Origin of the sequence: sulfur-oxidizing endosymbiont of Gigantopelta aegis (genome assembly GCF_016097415.1) — a bacterium.
Taxonomy (GTDB): domain Bacteria; phylum Pseudomonadota; class Gammaproteobacteria; order GRL18; family GRL18; genus GRL18.
The window spans coordinates 1476417-1494640 of sequence record NZ_JAEHGE010000001.1 but is presented as its reverse complement, the minus strand read 5'-3'; the positions used below and the strand labels follow the sequence as shown (position 1 = coordinate 1494640).

The following is an 18224-nucleotide window of genomic DNA, read 5'->3' as shown; positions in this document are numbered from 1 at the left end:
TAGCTCTTATATCTTAACCTATTGTCCAGTTTTCGGGTCCACTATACATCACCAATAATCTTTATCCATCCCTGGCGTACTTCTGTTTCATTGAGCCAGTTACCTTTGTCTTTCTTAAGTTGTTTGAAAATTGTTTTATTCATAATGGCTCATAGTTAATTAGGTGAAAAATAAATGATGTCTTCTGGACTAACAATGCCTTTTGCCAGACCTAAACGCATAGCGGGTGTTTTTTTGTCTTTTCCTGCAATACAATAATTATAATAAACTCGGAATATATCGAGTAACTTAACAATGTTCTTTGGGTTGTAAGCAGAATACCCATACCACCTTCTGCCAGAACTGCTGGCAGATGAAATAACTCGCTCTAATAATGATAATCTACGTCTAACCTGCATAAAAAAAATTATCAATCCCATGCATGGAGGCTTTGTTATATAACCATGCCTGATGGTCTTCATCATAGTGATGTGTCAACACTTTTCCGGACAGTTTTCTAAATATTTTTTGGCTGTTTCAAGTGATTTTTGTCATTTTGTATTTCCTATCATTTTAGTTTCTCATGTTAACTTTAAACAGATGAAGAGAAAGGGCTTTGCCCTCTGGAACGATAGAGCCGTTCCATTCACCCAAGGTATTTTCACAACGGTAATGATCCTGTTACAATATCTTCACGGCACAGGCTGAGGAGCCGATGGCCGTCAACGGTAATGGGCGGCATTTATGTCGCCTTTTACCCCTCTTCAATCAATCGATTTAAGCTATTTCCTGCTGTATTTCATAATCGACTGGTGACAAATAATCATTAGCCGAATGAAGTCGCTCCCGATTATAAAATACCTCAATATATTCAAATGTTGCCTGCTTTGCTTCTACTCTGGTTTTGAATCGACAATGGTGCGTCAATTCAGTTTTCAAACTATGAAAGAAGCTCTCTGATACAGCATTGTCCCAGCAATTTCCTTTGCGGCTCATAGACTGAATTATGTTATGATCCGACAATATTTTTCTATGACTATCAGAGGCATATTGGCTACCTCGGTCAGTATGCCAAAGCAATCCATCCATTGGTTTACGCTTCCATATGGCCATCAGTAAAGCATCATTGACTAGCTTGGCTTTCATTCGCTCATCCATCGACCAGCCAACAATTTGCCTAGAGAATAAGTCAATGACAACCGCTAAATATAACCAGCCTTCCTTGGTGGCAATATAGGTAATATCACCCACATAGTAGCGATCAGGTTGAGAGACAGTAAACTCTCTTTCCAGTAAATTTGGAGATATACGCTTATTATGCTTGGAATTAGTCGTCGCTTTAAAGCGTCTCTTCGTTTTACAAAACAAACCGGCTTTTTTCATTAATCGACCAATTCTCCGGCGGCTTATATGAACGCCTTTTTCAGCCAGTTTTTTTTTTAAGACGACGGGTTCCATAAGTCTTGCGACTGTCTTCAAACAGTTTTTTAGCTGCTCAGTAAGCGCTTCATTTTCTTTCTCTCTATCCGTTTTAGGAGAGCTAACCCAATCATAATAGCAACTACGGGAAACATCCATAAAACGGCACAGAATCGTTACCGGGTAATCTTTAGCCTGATCAGTTATCCATGCGTACTTCACAAAGTTTCCCTTGCAAAGTACGCTGTGGCCTTTTTAATAAATCACGCTCCTGAATCACTTTTGCCAATTCTTTTTTCAGACGTTTTACTTCATCATAAATGTGTTCATCACTTCTATTGGCTACCGTCTTCACCGGTTTGGAATATTTACTGATCCAGGTATGTAGAGTATTTACATTAACACCTAGCTCCCTGGCAGTCTGAGAAACGGGTTGATCCGTCTCATTAGCTAATTTGACAGCTGATTCTTTAAATTCTGATGTATAGCTTTTATTCGGTTTTTTTGTTTGATCATTCATTTTAGGTCACACTTTTTATCTTTTAGTTATTTTAAGTTGTGTGTCCGGTTAAGTATATACATTATAGTCACCATAATCAGTAAGATAACAAATCGCTTTTTCTGGTTCAGACATATTAGGAAAAGGGTGTAAAAGCCATTTATCTTTCCAGTTTCCAATTTCCTGCATGTTTTCTAATCGATCTTTTATTATTTTTAATTTTATTTTATTTTTTGATAAATCAGGGTGTTCTTTTTTGCTGATCTGAAAAATAGTTCCTGGAATCATTAAGTTCTCCGCTTTTCATCAACAGTTAAATCCTTTGTTATTCGAACATAAAAAGCATCACAGCTTCTATTTTTTATTTCGTTATGGAAAGCTGTTAAGCAGGTTGCTCTCATTCCAGAATCTTGATCTAAAAGAATCTGATTTTTTCAACACCACTGAACAATTTATGTATAAAAAAGAAATGTCCATACATCGTATATTCAGAATGGATCTGCATTCCATTTTGAGGCAATTTTTGTACTTGATAGAGAGCTTCTGATTCTTCTATATCATCACGAGAAATTGCATCCTTGTATGTTGCTGATATATCGGCACTTAAAGATGATCCATTTGTCTTTTTGGATCTTGAATTTTTCACACTCTCTTTATAATCACCATTCAACCAGAATCTTGCATGTTTTCGATAGGCGTATTGGGCATTATAATCATTAACAGATAAAGCATTTTCTTCTATTTCAATAGGGCTAATACAAGGATCATAGTTTAAATTCATTTTGAAATACGTAGCCCGTTTCATTGTCAGCACTACCGATTGCTGAAAGTTTAATATTTCGTTTATCTTCTCGTCTTGTCCAATTAACAATATATTCCTGTCTATCCACGCTAACATAAAGTCGCTTTATATTGCTTTTAATTAACCTCTGTTCTCTTTCTGATACAAAGGTCATGCACTGTTTATGCAGAAAATCAATTTTTGCATAAACAGTCGCCATACCAACATCAGCAACTTCACAGATTCGCCTTAAAGGGGATTTATTCATTAGAAGTTTGAAAATAAGATTGTTTTTATGAGGCTGTTTTTGACCAGTTGTAGATTGTTTAACTGAAAATGTTTTCTTACAAGACTTGCATCGATAACGACTAGAACCTGATTTTGTTTTCCCAAAAGACTGGTAAAATTCTTTTCCTAACTTAATACTAATGAGATTATTTTTACATGAATTATAATGTGGCTATACTTAACCGGACACACAACTTAAAATAACTAAAAAATGTGACCTAAAATGAATGATCAAACAAAAAAACCGAATAAAAGCTATACATCAGAATTTAAAGAATCAGCTGTCAAATTAGCTAATGAGACGGATCAACCCGTTTCTCAGACTGCCAGGGAGCTAGGTGTTAATGTAAATACTCTACATACCTGGATCAGTAAATATTCCAAACCGGTGAAGACGGTAGCCAATAGAAGTGATGAACACATTTATGATGAAGTAAAACGTCTGAAAAAAGAATTGGCAAAAGTGATTCAGGAGCGTGATTTATTAAAAAGGCCACAGCGTACTTTGCAAGGGAAACTTTGTGAAGTACGCATGGATAACTGATCAGGCTAAAGATTACCCGGTAACGATTCTGTGCCGTTTTATGGATGTTTCCCGTAGTTGCTATTATGATTGGGTTAGCTCTCCTAAAACGGATAGAGAGAAAGAAAATGAAGCGCTTACTGAGCAGCTAAAAAACTGTTTGAAGACAGTCGCAAGACTTATGGAACCCGTCGTCTTAAAAAGAAAACTGGCTGAAAAAGGCGTTCATATAAGCCGCCGGAGAATTGGTCGATTAATGAAAAAAGCCGGTTTGTTTTGTAAAACGAAGAGACGCTTTAAAGCGACGACTAATTCCAAATAATAATAAGCGTATATCTCCAAATTTACTGGAAAGAGAGTTTACTGTCTCTCAACCTGATCGCTACTATGTGGGTGATATTACCTATATTGCCACCAAGGAAGGCTGGTTATATTTAGCGGTTGTCATTGACTTATTCTCTAGGCAAATTGTTGGCTGGTCGATGGATGAGCGAATGAAAGCCAAGCTAGTCAATGATGCTTTACTGATGGCCATATGGAAGCGTAAACCAATGGATGGATTGCTTTGGCATACTGACCGAGGTAGCCAATATGCCTCTGATAGTCATAGAAAAATATTGTCGGATCATAACATAATTCAGTCTATGAGCCGCAAAGGAAATTGCTGGGACAATGCTGTATCAGAGAGCTTCTTTCATAGTTTGAAAACTGAATTGACGCACCATTGTCGATTCAAAACCAGAGTAGAAGCAAAGCAGGCAATATTTGAATATATTGAGGTATTTTATAATCGGGAGCGACTTCATTCGGCTAATGATTATTTGTCACCAGTCGATTATGAAATACAGCAGGAAATAGCTTAAATCGATTGATTGAAGAGGGGTAAAAGGCGACATAAATGCCGCCCATTACCGTTGACGGCCATCGGCTCCTCAGCCTGTGCCGTGAAGATATTGTAACAGGATCATTACCGTTGTGAAAATACCTTGGGTGAATGGAACGGCTCTATCGTTCCAGAGGGCAAAGCCCTTTCTCTTCATCTGTTTAAAGTTAACATGAGAAACTAAAATGATAGGAAATACAAAATGACAAAAATCACTTGAAACAGCCAAAAAAATATTTAGAAAACTGTCCGGAAAAGTGTTGACACATCATTATCAGGGCATGACACCTCTGGAGTTTCTTTTAAATATTCTTCAATTCGCTGTAATTCATCCCAAATTCCTTGATTGCTCTTAACTGGGAATAACTCATTACAAGACTTGCAAATCAGTTTAGTAACTGGCTTTCGACTACCACTTGATAATTTGTAGCAGTCTTTTTGTGATTTATGGAGTTTAACTTGGCTTTCTGTGCTGGCAGGAACACCATAATTTTGGCACAATGGATTTTTGCAAAAATTAACCTGAATATCGTTAATTTCAACTGGAATTCTTGGTTGTTTTATATCAGAAGATATTTTATCCATTTAGATATCCCCTTAAATGTTGATTTTACAAGAATAATAGCTTAATTTATCGCATTTATCAACACCTTTATTTATCGGCTTGTTTATGGGGACGGGTTTCTTCATGTGGATATTCTGTTGTTACTACAACAAAGTTTTTGTCTTTAGTAATGCGATCCAAATTAGTCCATAAGGTATGTACGACTAATGTATCACCCGCCTGAAAAGGTAAATCACGAATACCTTCACCAGCGCCTAAAGTATCACCATCACGATGCAAGGCAACCATGGCCAAACCATAGGTTTTTCTCAGCCAAACATCACGGGCTGACTTATCAATTAATTGTGAGCCGGGTGGAATAACCACTTCTGCAACACCTGAACGGGCTGAAGATAAGGTGTCCTGAAAAAATTCTAAATCATCTTTAACGTCTAATTTATAATCATCGGCAAAGTGCGTAATGTGTTTTTCTGAACCTAAAATACCCAATACAGTGTTGGCATCAATGGTATAGTCACGAGCCACGCCATTGGCACCAATGGTCACATCTTTGGTATTACCTTTAATAGCGGCAATGATTCGTATATGCCCCTCATGCTCAATATCATTCAGAACATGACCCACCAAAGGACTGTCTGCGGGTACGACTACTTCGAACATTGCATAGTCAATGCCATAAATATTTTGGAAATAGTCCATGGTATTGGTTGCAGTATTTGCATCAATCTTGCCGGTACCTTTTGGCAAAACAAAGCGCCCTGCTATTACAAAGTAAAGAATACCCGTTAAGACTAATGCGATACCCACTGGCGTCACTGAGAACAAGCCCCATGTTTCCATCTGTTGCGCTTCTGGCAACGAATGGTTGGTAGTCAGAATCAAGTCATTTAACAGAATCAAAGGTGATGAACCCACCATGGTGACTGTACCACCTAAAATCGCACAAAAGCCCATAGGCATTAATAAGCGCGACATCGGCAAACCTGAACGAGCAGAAATCCGACTCACGACAGGAATAAACAAGGCTGCTGCACCAACGTTTTGCATAAAAGAAGAGATAAAGCCGACAGTACTGGAAACGATAGGAATAATGCGTTTTTCTGATGTACCACCCACATCCAGAATAAAAGAAGCTACTTTTGACATAATGCCGGTTTTATCCAGACCTGCACCAATAATCATGACAGCGATAATTGACATCACCGCATTACTGGAGAAACCATCAAAGAGTCTGTCGGTTGAAACCAGCCCCGCTTCCAGACCCATAAGGGGAGCAAATAAAGTCGATAAGCCCAGCAGTACCATAATTGAAATCGCCGTTACATCGACTTCTAACACCTCAAAAGCAAACAAGTATATGGTCAGTAACAACAAGCCCATAACCCATGACATTTGCACCGTCGGTACAATAGTCGCCATAAAGAATGCCGCAATCAGGAAGATGATCCCGGCAATAATTTTCTTTTTTTGTAGTTTTAATTTATCTTTCATAGAGCTCTCTTTTAAATTTTTAATCCACTTTTATTTTAAATTTTTTTGTTTTAAACTCTTTGGCATTACCAGCGTGAGTCAGAGTTCTTTATCTGCATAAAATAGTAGGGTGAGCATGGCTTTATTTGCTACGCTGACTCAGGAGTTTATTATGCACACTTTCAGCGTGGGCAAATAAAGCCATGCCCACCCTACAGTCACAACTATCAAGTAATTCTAGAATAAACGAATGAACACTAGTTAATTAACACGATAGGCACATTAATTTGATTTTTAAATAATTTATTATTTAAAAAATCTTTAATTAATGCATCATGGGAATCACTGACTAAGTATTGTAGAGAACGTTGCTGAACCAAATAGTCTTTAACCTCAGCAATGGAGTCATTAATGAGTTTAACTAAACGGATATCCACATTATTTTCCAGAAAACTTAAACGTGCCTGCTTATAGAAAGAATCGGCTTGTGTATTCTTATGAGCACCATGATATAGGATATCAACATTACAGTCACTTGAATTACCCAAAACATAGCTCAAAACGTTATGATTTGTCGTATCATCACATAATAAGGCGATATGTCTCTTAGTGCATAAAGTAGGCTGACTTTGCTGTAAATCCTTTTCAAGATTAAGATCAACGGATAGTTTAGCAGGACGCTTAATGATTCTGGGCTTGCGATGATTCAACACTTCTATTTTATTGACAGTTGACAGGTTGTCATTCACATATTGTGCTGACAAACCATCCATTACTTTTTTTAAGCTTTCTATCATTTAAAATGACCCTAATGTAACGATATAGAATATAACTAAATTATTGTATTGCCCTTGTTTTAGCAAAAATTAGGCCAACAACAATAACAACTAAGTCATTGATTTTATTGAAAGCAGAAATGCAAAATAATAGCTATCGTTACATATTGCAACACATAAATAGAATTTTATTCTAAACTACTAATACCATAGCCTCACAAAGTGTTGCAATTTGCATCGCAAATGTTTCATTTATGTTACAATACGCATCAAACACCACCAAACCCTTTTTCGAATAAATCAATGAATAGCATACGCCACAAAACATCCAGAGCCTTTTATCTATTGGCTACTTTTATTGTATTGCTTTGCCTATTCGCATTTTTTAATTTGTTATATTTACAACAACAGGTGAGAGAAGGCGTGGTAATAGGCAATTTTAAAGATGATATTCTTGAAATGCGCCGCCATGAAAAAAACCTTTTTCTCTATCATAATAAAGAGGAACTGGAGAGCATCCTCGTTTTTACCCGCGAAGCCATCCATAACCTCGAACAAAACCATGCTAGTTATGCCAGTCTATGGTCAAAAATTGATCTGAATAATTTGCAAACCTTATTAGCTGAATACCAAGTATTACTAACTCGCTACTGGTCTCAATGGGAGCAACAAAAAAATGAAAACTTATCGGGGAAAATTCGTCCTTTAGGCCATCAACTCTCAACGATAGCCGATCATTTTGCCTCACAAGAAAGAAAATCCCTCTTACAATCTCTAAACACCACACAATGGACCTTAGTCAGTGCCATATTTATTACTGCATTAATCACCTTAGTTATCGGCTACCGACTGAGCCGCTTGGTTGTTAGGCCTCTGCGAGAACTTGAAAATCGCTTACAGCCTATTGCTCAGGGTCAGTTTGAACAATTAGAAATCATCAGCGATGAACAGGAAATCATCAATTTTACCAATGCTTTCAATAAAATGCTCTATGAGCTGGATTTACGAAAAAAAAGATTATTACACACGGAAAAACTTGCCTCATTAGGCGTTTTAATCTCCGGAGTAGCCCATGAGCTGAATAACCCATTGGGAAACATTCTCTCTTCCTGCCAATTGTTAAAAGAAGAAATTGATAGTACTGATCGTCAATTATTAATAAGCTGGTTAGAACAAATTGATAGCGAAACCATGCGTGCCCATAAAATTGTCAACGCTTTAAAAGACTTTGGTCGCCACCGGGATTTTATTATTGAGCCGGTTCAATTAGTCGAGTTAGTTGATAATACACTATTATTACTCGCCAATGAATTAAAGCATCTACCGCCTATTTTAACGGATATCCCCGACAAATTATTTATCAATGTCGATAGACAACGTTTTCAGCAAGTGTTAATTAATCTAATTAACAATGCTACCGATGCCGGTGATTCACATAACCAAATTGAGCTTAAAGCCAGTTTCTGCTGGGACAATTCCAATGCCCTTCCGGATAATGCCTATATCATTGGTGATGTCAAAAAGCCTTTACAAGCGAGCATTCCAGACATGGCCTATACCAGTTTGAGTATTAAGGATACTGGTGTCGGTATTGATGAACAAAGTATTGTGCATATATTCGATCCCTTTTACACCACCAAAGCACCGGGCAAAGGCATGGGAATTGGTCTCTACATTGTGCAAGAAATTATTCGTGAACATGCCGGAGAAATTGGCGTCATCAGCCAGCCCGATAAGGGAGCAGAATTTATTATTCGCCTACCCTGCACCCAAGCATTACAATCATGATGATAGAAGTTAATTCACCAACAACATCGACCCTATCAACATCAACAAAAGAAGAAGATAAATTAATGCCCCATTTATTAATCATTGATGACGAGCCTATTGCAGTAAAAAATCTGACCCATTTATTTAGCAAACAGGGTTTTCAAGTCACCGCCAGAAGTACCGGAACGGGTGGTTTTAAAATGCTTGAAGAGAAAAATTTTGATGTCGTGATTACAGATTTGAAAATGGACAAAGTAGATGGCATGGGAATTCTAAAAAAAGCCCAGGCAGTTGATCCTGACCTACCCGTTATCATGCTAACAGGTCATGGCTCTTATGACTCGGTTGTACAAGCCATGAAAATGGGGGCTTATCATTATTTAAGCAAGCCCTATCAATTAGATGAAATCAGGGAAATAGTTAAACACGCTTTAGAATTAGTGACCTTAAAACGAGAAAATAAAAAGCTCAAATCGAATCTCATCGAAGACCATAATTCACACCCTATCATTACTCAGGATCCGCCCACATTACGTCTTCTCGATACAATGAAACAGATTGCACCATCTGATTGTTCGGTGATTATCTCCGGTGAAAGTGGTACTGGCAAAGAATTAGCGGCTCGATTTATTCATACCCATAGCCAGCGTTCCAATAAGCCCTTTGTCGCAATTAATTGTGGCGCATTGCAAGAAGAGTTATTAGCCAATGAATTATTTGGTCATGAAAAAGGTGCTTATACCGGCGCAAATAGTTCACAGCAGGGCCTGGTTGAAGCAGCAGAAGGTGGTACTTTATTTCTTGATGAAATTGCCGAAATGTCCTTGGGGATGCAGGTTAAATTATTAAGAGTCTTACAGGAAAATGAAATTCAACGCCTAGGTGGTACAAAAACTTATCCCATTAATGTGCGCTTTTTGGCTGCAACCAACCGCGATTTAGAACTCGAAGTATCTGAGGGGCATTTCCGCCAGGATTTATTTTATCGCCTCAATGTCATTCAAATTCATTTGACTCCTTTATCGGAACGTATTGATGACATCCCCCTACTGGCCTATTATTTTTTAAAAAAGCATACACAAAATATGCATAAAAAAATCGAAGATTTTGATCCTCAAGTTATGGATATTTTAAACCAATATGGTTTTCCGGGAAATATACGAGAGCTAGAAAATATCATTGAGCGCGCCATTGTGCTGTCAACGGAAAAGAAAATCACTCTAAGTCAACTTCCTACTTCTCTGACCGAACATTCAATTTCAGTGATGCGTTTCAATAAAAATAAACTTCCCACATTAGATGAACAAGAAATTGAATACATTAAGTGGGTATTGGATAAATGTGGTGGCAACCGGACTAAAGCAGCAGCCATATTAGGCATTGACAGGGTTTCTTTATGGCGCAAAATAAAGAAACATGCATTAGCCTAAATGAATCAGTAGGTTCAAACTGATTTATTTAGCTTAATATGTTGCCATTTCAGAATCGACTGACTGAGCCCAGGCTGCAACACCACCGGTCAGGTTAATAAGATTGCTGAATTTTGCTGCTTCTAAAAAGCGTCCAACCATACGACTACGGACACCATGATGGCAAATAATGATAATTTCTTGTTCAGGATCCAGCTTGCTCATCTGAGCAGGAATACTATTCATGGGGACTAGCTGTGCGCCTTCGATATGGCAAACGTCATACTCCCATGGCTCACGTACATCCAGCAATAAGGGTTTGGTACTACTATTTTTCAGGTGTTCTTGAACTTCTTGGGGATTCATTTCTTGCATTAAATGTCTCTAAACTTTATCAAACATAATAATTTTAGAGACATTTAATAATACTTGACCATAACAGTCAAGTATTATTCATTACTTCTAGCATGATTGCTAAAAAAGTAATGACATCTTAGCTGGTGTTCATCCGTTTATTCCGCTTTTAGCTTCCCCCCTTCTTTAGGGGGAGCTCTATCGAATGCAATAAACGGATGGGCACTAGCTGGGATTAGTGGTTAAATTCGCATACAATAACGGTAATTTCTGCGGTAAATGCTCTGGTTTTCTAATAATCGTATAACCATTTGTGCCAAAGATGTGCGGCAGGTATTCCCCACCCTGATCGTCAATGGTGATGCAGAAGGTTTGTAAACCTTTTGCTTTGGCTTCATGGATAGCACGGCGAGTATCTTCGACACCATAGCGTCCTTCATAACGATCTAAATCGTTAGGCTTGCCATCAGTGAGGATAAGCAATAAGCGCTGTTGGGTATCTTGTTGTTCCAATTTCACCGAAGCATAACGTATTGCGGCTCCCATGCGGGTATAAAATCCGGGTTTAATCGCCTGGATACGCGAGCGCACGATGCCATTGTATTTTTCTTTAAAGGTTTTCAGGGTATTAAAACGAATATGACCATGATTTTTGGATGAAAAACCATAGATAGAAAATTGATCGCCAGTATTACGCAAACTTTCACTGAATAAAAACAAGGAATCTCGGATCACATCAATAATACGTGCTTCATTGGATAGCCAGGTATCGGTAGATAATGAAAGATCCGCTAATAATAAACACGATAAGTCTCTTTCTGAAGAGCGCAATTGCTGATATAAATCCGGTTGTTCCACTTTATGTCCGCTGAAACGTTCGCCGACATAATTGATATAGGCATCCAAATCCAATTCACTGCCTTCACTTTGATGCCGATGCCAGACGCGTTTACTGGTTAAAGCTTCCAACTGATGGCGCAGTTTTTTTGCTGTGCGACGCAGGTTTTCCGGTAACTCACCCGCTTCCCCCGTATTGTGCATATAGTTTATGACAGAACAATAATCTTTTAGCATGAGTTGTTTTTTGTAGTCCCATTCAGGCAACAGCACATCACTTTCAAGGATCACTTCATCCATTGATTCTGCCGGTAAGTCTAGGTCGAATTTGACCTTACCGCCCTTGGTTTTATTATCTCTGGCAACGGAAAGAAAATCCATATCATCAGCATTTTTATCTGCCTTATCCTGATCGGCTTCATCGTCGTCGTCGGTGCTACGGTTTATATTCAAAAATTCACTGAAACCAAAAATACTTTCAAAGTGATGTAAAATAAAACCATCTTTGCCATCAGGCATATCAACCCGTTCAGCATTACGACGTTTATTTTCTTTTTTTGTTTGCTCAGGCTTTGAAGGTTTTGATTCACCTTCAACATCTTTATCAGGCTGTGAACGTCGGCTACTTAAATCGATTACTTCCGGTGGATTGGGGTGAGGCCAAAGTAATACTGGCTTCGGAGCATATTGACTGGTAGGGATCTTATCCATACAACCCGGTTCAATTAAAGCGCGAGCAATTGCTTCTTCCTGAGCGAGTTCCTGTTCATTGAACTTCTCATCCAGATGACGTAATTGTATATAGGCATCAACCAAACGTAGATAACGTGAATGTAAGCCAGGAAAACGTTCTATGACCTCTACCGTAATGGTTTGACTATAAACAAACCAGCCTTGCAAGCCTCTGGCTTTAGCTGACGGATTTTCCAATGTGTGGGCATTGATTGCGGCAAGCCAATAATACAAATCTTTATTCAGTTCTGTGCTTGGAAAGACATTAATTTGCTTGGGTAAATGTAGGGTATCATCATCCTGCCAACTCAGTTCAACATATTTTCCCGTCCCCGCAACACGATGTTTCCAATTACGTTTGGCAAAATGTTGCGTTGCTGTAGACTCAACAATTCTCAAAGCATTGTTACCACCCAAGGCACGAAAAAAAATCCCTAGCGGCTTGCTTACTGTCTGTAAACTAACCGTTGATTCTTTAAAGCTCTTATCGGATAAGTTAGTAACAAAGTTATTCCAGATTTGACCGACTTGTTCTTCCACTATTCTTGCTCTTTATTTTTGTTCGTTAATTGTGACTTATAAAACGACTGTCCTAATGGTATTTAAGAAAGGTCACTTAAGCAAAGCTACTTACCAAATGAGGCATAAACTACTTCCATCAATGCTTCAACCACATCCTGTTCATCACTTAAGGGTTCGATTAAACCTGCCAGACAAGCTTCCACAGGATCAAAGCCAGACTTGATTAATCTTGCCGTATAAACCAATAAACGGGTACTTGCACCTTCTTCTAAATCATGATCTTTTAGTTGTCTCAATGCATTGGCCATGGCCACTAATTTTTTCGCCATGTGTGCTTCAATACCCGTTTCCGCTTCAACCACTGCCTGTTCCTGAGCGGGTTTAAGATAATTGAAACTCATGGAAATAAAGCGCTGTCGAGTACTCGGTTTTAAGCCTTTCATCATACTTTGATAACCTGGGTTATAAGATACAACTAACATAAAATTATTCGGGGCATGCAAGGTTTCGCCAGTACGGTCAATGGGCAGGATACGACGATCATCTGTTAGCGGATGAATAACCACCGTGGTATCTTTTCGTGCTTCTACCACTTCATCCAGATAGCAAATACCACCTTCACGAACAGCACGGGTCAGTGGCCCGTCATTCCAGATAGTTTGACTATCACCGATTAAATAACGTCCTACTAAATCAGAAGCCGTTAAATCATCGTGACATGAGACAGTGTATAAAGGCACATTGAGTTTTGCTGCCATGTGAGCAATAAAGCGGGTTTTACCGCTACCCGTTGGGCCTTTTAACAAGACCGGCAATTGATTACCATAGGCATGTTCAAATAGGGCTTGTTCATTCCCTTGTGGTGAATAAAAAGGGATATCAGTGGCTTGTGTGTCAGTGCTCATTTTTATTCGCTTCTCATCTTTTATAGTTCATTTATAGTTCATTTACAGTTAATTTTTTCTTTCAATCTACTGTCATTAAGCTTAAGTAATAGCCCGTCATTGCAACCAGCGGTATGACGATAATAAATCCTAGTAAGGCAAATCGCCAAAATCCTCGAACATTCTTCATTCCCATATAGTAATCAATAATTAATTGACCTTTGATGCTTACCGTTAGTAATACAAAAGCAACAATATAAAGACCTGACAATTCAAAATAAGCAACCAAGGACGAACTTAACGTCAGAAGTATGAGTATTATCCATATTACGGTTAATTTTGTACTTGATGTAAATCTAGTTGATGACATAAAGCTTACCTAATCACATAAACAAGAGGAAATAAAATAATCCAGACTAAATCGACCATGTGCCAATAGGACGCACCGGTTTCTATGCCCAGGTGTTCACTGGCTGAGTATTTTCCCTGCCGGATAAAGCGATATACAGCGCCAAGGATAACCATGCCCATTAAGACATGCATAAAATGAAAAAAGGTCAGAGAAATATAAAAGGTATAAAAGGTATTGGTACTTAAATGGATACCTGCACCAAATACATGGGAGTATTCCCATAGTTTTACCACCACAAAAACAGCACCCATTGCTAAAGCAAGTAAGATTAAATGACCACTGCGTTTAACTTGATCTTGTTTTATCGCATGCACACTCAGGGCAACAAAATAACTACTGGTGATCAGAGCAATCGTATTGATCACCCCTGCAATACGATGTAATTCTAGTTGGTAGGTATTAAACAACTCCACATTGTTGTTACGTACATAGACATAAACCATAAAAAACAGTCCAAATACAAGTAATTCCGCCATAATAAAAAACCAAATTGCTAAGTCACCCGGTAAGGGATCTTTTTTTAGCAAAATTTTATTATCCGCTTTAATAGAACCTATAGACATTATATATACCATTATTTTAAAAATTAGAACTTTAAAAAATTAAATACCACACATAAAAAAGGCGGGGTGATTAAGCCCCGCCTCTATTTTTAACGCTTAGAACTTAAGGCTTTCTATGCAGTCGCTTCCTCCTCACCACCGACAAAGAAACTATACACATAAACCCCCAGACCGATTAAGAATACCAGACCGGCTAGCTCACGTAGAAGATAGAAGATTTCCAGTTTTTCCTGCACGGCCATAAAGCTCATAGGATTTTCAGTATAACGCTGTAACCAAACCTGTAGTACACCGGCTGCCGTCAGGAACAAGGTAATGAATACCATCGCCACTGTCATTAACCAGAAAGCCCACATTTCAACCACCTGCGCACGATTACTATTCGCTGCTGCACGACCGCGAAGCAGTGGCATAGCATAGGAAATAATGGTCAGGTTAATCATCACATACGCACCATAGAAAGCCATGTGACCATGAGCTGCGGTGATTTGCGTACCGTGGGTGTAATAGTTCACAGGGGCTAAAGTATGAATGAAACCCCAGACGCCAGCGCCTAAGAATGCCATCACAGCCGTACCCTGCGCCCATAAAACAGCCACCTTATTAGGGTGCTCACGACGACGTTGGTTGACCATATTAAAGGCATATAAAACCATCATAAAGAAAGGAATAGGCTCCATGGCTGAGAAGATAGAACCCCACCACTGCCAGTACTCAGGAGTACCAATCCAGTAGTAGTGATGTCCCATACCGATTAAGCCCGTAATAAGGCTCATAGCGATAACGACATACAACCATTTTTCAATGATTTCTCTATCCACACCGGTGGTTTTAATCAGTACAAAGGCCAGCATTGCGCCCATGATTAATTCCCAAACACCTTCAACCCACATGTGAACAACCCACCACCACCAGAATTTGTCTAAAATCAGGTTGGCTGGATTAACAAAGGAGAACAAGAAGAATACGGCTAAACCGGTCAGACCAATAAACATAATCATACTAATGACGGTTTTACGACCCTTAAGCATGGTCATGCCAACATTGAATAAGAAACCCAGAGCCACAATCACAATACCAATTTTGGTTATCGTGGGTTGTTCGAGGAATTCTCGTCCCATGGTGGGCAAGAGGTCATTCATGGTCATCTCTGCCAAGGTGGCATAAGGGACGAGTAAGTAACCTAGGATAGTCGCAACACCCGCCGCGAGAAATATCCAGAACAGGGCATGGCCAACATAGGGCTGAATAGCTCGGTTTCAGATTCTTCGGGGATGAGGTAGTACGCAGCGCCCATAAAGCCAAACAATAACCAGACGATGAGTAAGTTAGTATGCACCATACGGGCAACATTAAATGGAATAGCTGGGAATAAGAAGTCTCCCCAGATATATTGGGCGCCTAAGACGACACCAAAGAGTATTTGCCCGACAAACAGGGCAATGGCCGCGATAAAATACAGCTTCGCAACGGATTGTGATTGATATTGCATAGTCTCGCTCCCTTAACCTTGAATGTTTGGGGCCAGTTAGCCGTATTGACTTCTGAGGTCCATTTAAGGAACTCAGCGATGCCATTCAGCTCTTCATCACTCAGGTTAAACTGAGGCATGCTGCGGCGACCAGGAATACCATTTTTAGGACGGCTTTTAATGAAACCAATAATGGCTTCTTTACTATTACCAAAACGGGTGTAAACATTGCCCAGCTCCGGTGCAAAGTAAGCGCCTTCGCCTAAAATGGTATGACAACCAACACAGTTGTTGTCTTCCCAGACTTTTTACCCAGAACAACTTCCGGGGTGATATTTTTCGATGGTCACGCTCGGCGAGAACGCCTTGCGTGTCGAAGGTAAGGGCCAGAAGTAGTAGGAAGAAGAATACACTGCCTCCATAAAAGATATTTCTGGCCATGTTTTTTGTGAACACTTCACTCATGGCTAACTCCTATTTTTATGTTGGATTAGTATCCATTAAAGCTCTAATTGTCTCATTGATATATGTCAAGTAGGTCTGCTTTCATGGAACTAGTTCACGACTTTGTTGTCATTCAGCACATTTTATAGACATGAATCGAACATTCTATAGAATTTGCACTTACTATAGCCCTGCTATTACAAGCCTAGGTCAATAAATTCCAAGCGATGATTACTGCAAGGGTATTCGGGTGATGGCCCTTGAGCCAATAAGACTATGCCCTCATAAATTCCCTGTTCTTGATACCAACGACGTAAAAATGGCGTCCATTCTGCCATATCCTCATCGGCTTTAATGGGGTAAACACCATAGGAAAACTGCAAAGATTGACAGGTTTTTTCATCCGCACTAAAGGCTGTGATCCATACCGGTAAACAATAACGAGTGACATTTCGTGGCATACTACCTGAACGAGTAGGCGTGATAACTGCAGCAGGCTGCATATTTCTCACAGATAATTGTAGGTTATGGGCGATCAATTCTTCCATTTTTTTCTTTTCACCTAGGCGCTCCAGACCCCTATCTAATTTTCGATGCGGTTCGGTAACACAGGCGATTTCTGCCAGCATCGCGGTAGCTTCAATCGGATACTGTCCCATAGCAGATTCTCCCGACAACATCACTGCATCAGTGCCATCAAGAATGGCATTGGCCACATCAGTTGCTTCTGCACGAGTAGGACGACGATGTTCAGTCATGGACTCTAACATCTGGGTGGCGGTGATCACTGGCCGGCAATATTGACTGGCCAGTTTCGTAATTTGTTTTTGTGTAATGGCAATTGAAGCAATGGGAATTTCTACTCCTAAATCGCCCCGTGCCACCATAATGCCATCGCTTACGGCTAAAATTTCATCCAGATTATCCAAAGCACCTGAGCGTTCAATTTTGGCAATGACAAAGGGCTTAAAGCCTAGGTCTGTCGCAGCTTTTCTTAAGTCCAGAATATCATCTTTATTGGCAACAAAGGATTGACTCACCGCATCGACCCCCTGCTCTAAAGCAAATTCCAGGCAATCTCTATCATGTGGGGTAAAGGCACTAAAGCCCAATTCTATTCCCGGTAGATTCAAGCCCTTTCTAGAACGCAGTTCACCACCGGCATGCACTTCACAACAAACATCATTACCAATGATTTCAGTGACCAGCAGAGAAATAATACCATCATTAAGGTACAACGTATCACCCGCTTTAACGATTTTTGGCAAAGCCTCAAAGCTGATAGAGACACGCTGTCGATCGCCGATTATGTCTTCTGTGGTCAGAATAAAAGCATCGCCTTTTTCTAACTCAATGGGCTCTTCTTTAAGCTGGCCAATACGCATTTTTGGCCCTGGTAAATCAGCCATAATAGCCAGACGTTTACCGGTATTTGCCGATGCCTCTCTGAGCTTTTTAATTATTTCGCCATGACTGGTAAAATCACCATGGGAAAAATTTAGACGAGCGACGTTCATTCCAGCATGTAATAATGCTTCCATCTTTATTATGGAATCCGTAGCAGGACCAATAGTACAAACAATTTTGGTTTTGTTGATTGGATATTTCATAAAATTGCCTTAAAAACCTCTTTTTGTATCGAT

Annotated in this window: 16 protein-coding genes and 3 pseudogenes; 3 read left to right on the top strand and 16 right to left on the bottom strand. The window is 39.3% G+C overall.

From position 1 onward, the window contains the following. Window positions 1-756: 756 nt before the first annotated feature. The 5 genes from JEU79_RS07600 to JEU79_RS07585 all read right to left on the bottom strand — a co-directional run bounded on the left by JEU79_RS07600 (window position 757) and on the right by JEU79_RS07585 (window position 2946). Window positions 757-1620 (bottom strand): IS3 family transposase, encoded by an 864-nt coding sequence (locus JEU79_RS07600; RefSeq protein WP_246540100.1) that lies wholly within the window; start codon window positions 1618-1620, stop codon window positions 757-759. After that, a complete protein-coding gene (locus JEU79_RS26245) occupies window positions 1598-1918 on the bottom strand; it encodes a transposase (RefSeq protein ID WP_198263033.1) in 321 nt (106 codons plus the stop codon). Before JEU79_RS26245 ends, JEU79_RS07600 begins: the two co-directional genes overlap by 23 nt. A gap of 48 nt (window positions 1919-1966) precedes the next feature. Further along, window positions 1967-2185: a hypothetical protein gene (locus JEU79_RS07595; protein WP_198263614.1), complete on the bottom strand. Its 219-nt coding sequence runs from the start codon at window positions 2183-2185 to the stop codon at window positions 1967-1969. Window positions 2186-2312: 127 nt separating this feature from the next. Further along, window positions 2313-2678 (bottom strand): hypothetical protein, encoded by a 366-nt coding sequence (locus tag JEU79_RS07590; RefSeq protein ID WP_198263613.1) that lies wholly within the window; start codon window positions 2676-2678, stop codon window positions 2313-2315. Continuing rightward, window positions 2662-2946, bottom strand: a complete 285-nt coding sequence (locus JEU79_RS07585) for a hypothetical protein (protein WP_198263612.1) — start codon at window positions 2944-2946, stop codon at window positions 2662-2664. Before JEU79_RS07585 ends, JEU79_RS07590 begins: the two co-directional genes overlap by 17 nt. Before the next feature lie 243 nt (window positions 2947-3189). Here JEU79_RS07585 and JEU79_RS07580 point away from each other — a divergent pair. Beyond that, a pseudogene (locus tag JEU79_RS07580) lies at window positions 3190-4352 on the top strand (IS3 family transposase). Between the two features lie 257 nt (window positions 4353-4609). Here JEU79_RS07580 and JEU79_RS07575 read toward each other — a convergent pair. From JEU79_RS07575 to JEU79_RS07565, 3 genes are all read right to left on the bottom strand, one after another. Further along, window positions 4610-4957 carry a hypothetical protein gene (locus JEU79_RS07575; RefSeq protein ID WP_198262487.1) on the bottom strand — a complete coding sequence of 116 codons (348 nt, stop codon included), beginning with the start codon at window positions 4955-4957 and terminating at the stop codon, window positions 4610-4612. Window positions 4958-5024: 67 nt separating this feature from the next. Further along, entirely contained in the window at window positions 5025-6428 is a 1404-nt protein-coding gene (locus JEU79_RS07570; RefSeq protein WP_198263611.1) for an SLC13 family permease, read from the bottom strand. Between the two features lie 236 nt (window positions 6429-6664). Further along, complete coding sequence (locus JEU79_RS07565; protein WP_198263610.1) at window positions 6665-7204, bottom strand: hypothetical protein; 540 nt, start codon at window positions 7202-7204, stop codon at window positions 6665-6667. A 282-nt stretch (window positions 7205-7486) separates the two neighbouring features. Here JEU79_RS07565 and JEU79_RS07560 point away from each other — a divergent pair, with 282 nt between their 5' ends. Together JEU79_RS07560 and JEU79_RS07555 are read left to right on the top strand one after the other, a co-directional pair. Continuing rightward, window positions 7487-8971, top strand: coding sequence for a sensor histidine kinase (locus tag JEU79_RS07560; RefSeq protein WP_198263609.1), 1485 nt, complete (start codon window positions 7487-7489; stop codon window positions 8969-8971). After that, window positions 8971-10383 (top strand): sigma-54-dependent transcriptional regulator, encoded by a 1413-nt coding sequence (locus JEU79_RS07555; protein ID WP_343074951.1) that lies wholly within the window; start codon window positions 8971-8973, stop codon window positions 10381-10383. Before JEU79_RS07560 ends, JEU79_RS07555 begins: the two co-directional genes overlap by 1 nt. Before the next feature lie 33 nt (window positions 10384-10416). Here JEU79_RS07555 and JEU79_RS07550 read toward each other — a convergent pair whose 3' ends face one another. The 8 genes and pseudogenes from JEU79_RS07550 to pyk form a co-directional block, all read right to left on the bottom strand. Beyond that, complete coding sequence (locus JEU79_RS07550; RefSeq protein ID WP_198263608.1) at window positions 10417-10737, bottom strand: rhodanese-like domain-containing protein; 321 nt, start codon at window positions 10735-10737, stop codon at window positions 10417-10419. A 204-nt stretch (window positions 10738-10941) separates the two neighbouring features. Continuing rightward, complete coding sequence (locus JEU79_RS07545) at window positions 10942-12825, bottom strand: nitric oxide reductase activation protein NorD (protein ID WP_198263607.1); 1884 nt, start codon at window positions 12823-12825, stop codon at window positions 10942-10944. Between the two features lie 86 nt (window positions 12826-12911). Next, window positions 12912-13712, bottom strand: a complete 801-nt coding sequence (locus JEU79_RS07540; protein WP_198263606.1) for a CbbQ/NirQ/NorQ/GpvN family protein — start codon at window positions 13710-13712, stop codon at window positions 12912-12914. Between the two features lie 61 nt (window positions 13713-13773). Beyond that, entirely contained in the window at window positions 13774-14061 is a 288-nt protein-coding gene (locus tag JEU79_RS07535; RefSeq protein ID WP_198263605.1) for a cytochrome C oxidase subunit IV family protein, read from the bottom strand. 5 nt (window positions 14062-14066) lie between these two features. After that, window positions 14067-14666: a cytochrome c oxidase subunit 3 family protein gene (locus JEU79_RS07530; RefSeq protein ID WP_198263604.1), complete on the bottom strand. Its 600-nt coding sequence runs from the start codon at window positions 14664-14666 to the stop codon at window positions 14067-14069. Window positions 14667-14779: 113 nt separating this feature from the next. After that, window positions 14780-16158 (bottom strand): annotated as a pseudogene (locus JEU79_RS07525) (cbb3-type cytochrome c oxidase subunit I). Window positions 16159-16187: 29 nt separating this feature from the next. Next, window positions 16188-16602, bottom strand: a pseudogene (locus tag JEU79_RS07520) (c-type cytochrome); the annotation flags it as partial. A 176-nt stretch (window positions 16603-16778) separates the two neighbouring features. Beyond that, a complete protein-coding gene (pyk, locus tag JEU79_RS07515; RefSeq protein WP_198263603.1) occupies window positions 16779-18191 on the bottom strand; it encodes a pyruvate kinase in 1413 nt (470 codons plus the stop codon). Window positions 18192-18224 lie beyond the last annotated feature (33 nt).

What these genes read in the sequence shown, in the direction of transcription:
- JEU79_RS26245 (WP_198263033.1), bottom strand. Translation starts at nt 1,918, where the DNA reads ATGAATGATCAAACAAAAAAACCGAATAAAAGCTATACATCAGAATTT.
- JEU79_RS07595 (WP_198263614.1), bottom strand. Translation starts at nt 2,185, where the DNA reads ATGATTCCAGGAACTATTTTTCAGATCAGCAAAAAAGAACACCCTGAT.
- JEU79_RS07590 (WP_198263613.1), bottom strand. Translation starts at nt 2,678, where the DNA reads ATGAATTTAAACTATGATCCTTGTATTAGCCCTATTGAAATAGAAGAA.
- JEU79_RS07585 (WP_198263612.1), bottom strand. Translation starts at nt 2,946, where the DNA reads ATGAATAAATCCCCTTTAAGGCGAATCTGTGAAGTTGCTGATGTTGGT.
- JEU79_RS07575 (WP_198262487.1), bottom strand. Translation starts at nt 4,957, where the DNA reads ATGGATAAAATATCTTCTGATATAAAACAACCAAGAATTCCAGTTGAA.
- JEU79_RS07570 (WP_198263611.1), bottom strand. Translation starts at nt 6,428, where the DNA reads ATGAAAGATAAATTAAAACTACAAAAAAAGAAAATTATTGCCGGGATC.
- JEU79_RS07565 (WP_198263610.1), bottom strand. Translation starts at nt 7,204, where the DNA reads ATGATAGAAAGCTTAAAAAAAGTAATGGATGGTTTGTCAGCACAATAT.
- JEU79_RS07560 (WP_198263609.1), top strand. Translation starts at nt 7,487, where the DNA reads ATGAATAGCATACGCCACAAAACATCCAGAGCCTTTTATCTATTGGCT.
- JEU79_RS07555 (WP_343074951.1), top strand. Translation starts at nt 8,971, where the DNA reads ATGATAGAAGTTAATTCACCAACAACATCGACCCTATCAACATCAACA.
- JEU79_RS07550 (WP_198263608.1), bottom strand. Translation starts at nt 10,737, where the DNA reads ATGCAAGAAATGAATCCCCAAGAAGTTCAAGAACACCTGAAAAATAGT.
- JEU79_RS07540 (WP_198263606.1), bottom strand. Translation starts at nt 13,712, where the DNA reads ATGAGCACTGACACACAAGCCACTGATATCCCTTTTTATTCACCACAA.
- JEU79_RS07535 (WP_198263605.1), bottom strand. Translation starts at nt 14,061, where the DNA reads ATGTCATCAACTAGATTTACATCAAGTACAAAATTAACCGTAATATGG.
- JEU79_RS07530 (WP_198263604.1), bottom strand. Translation starts at nt 14,666, where the DNA reads ATGTCTATAGGTTCTATTAAAGCGGATAATAAAATTTTGCTAAAAAAA.
- pyk (WP_198263603.1), bottom strand. Translation starts at nt 18,191, where the DNA reads ATGAAATATCCAATCAACAAAACCAAAATTGTTTGTACTATTGGTCCT.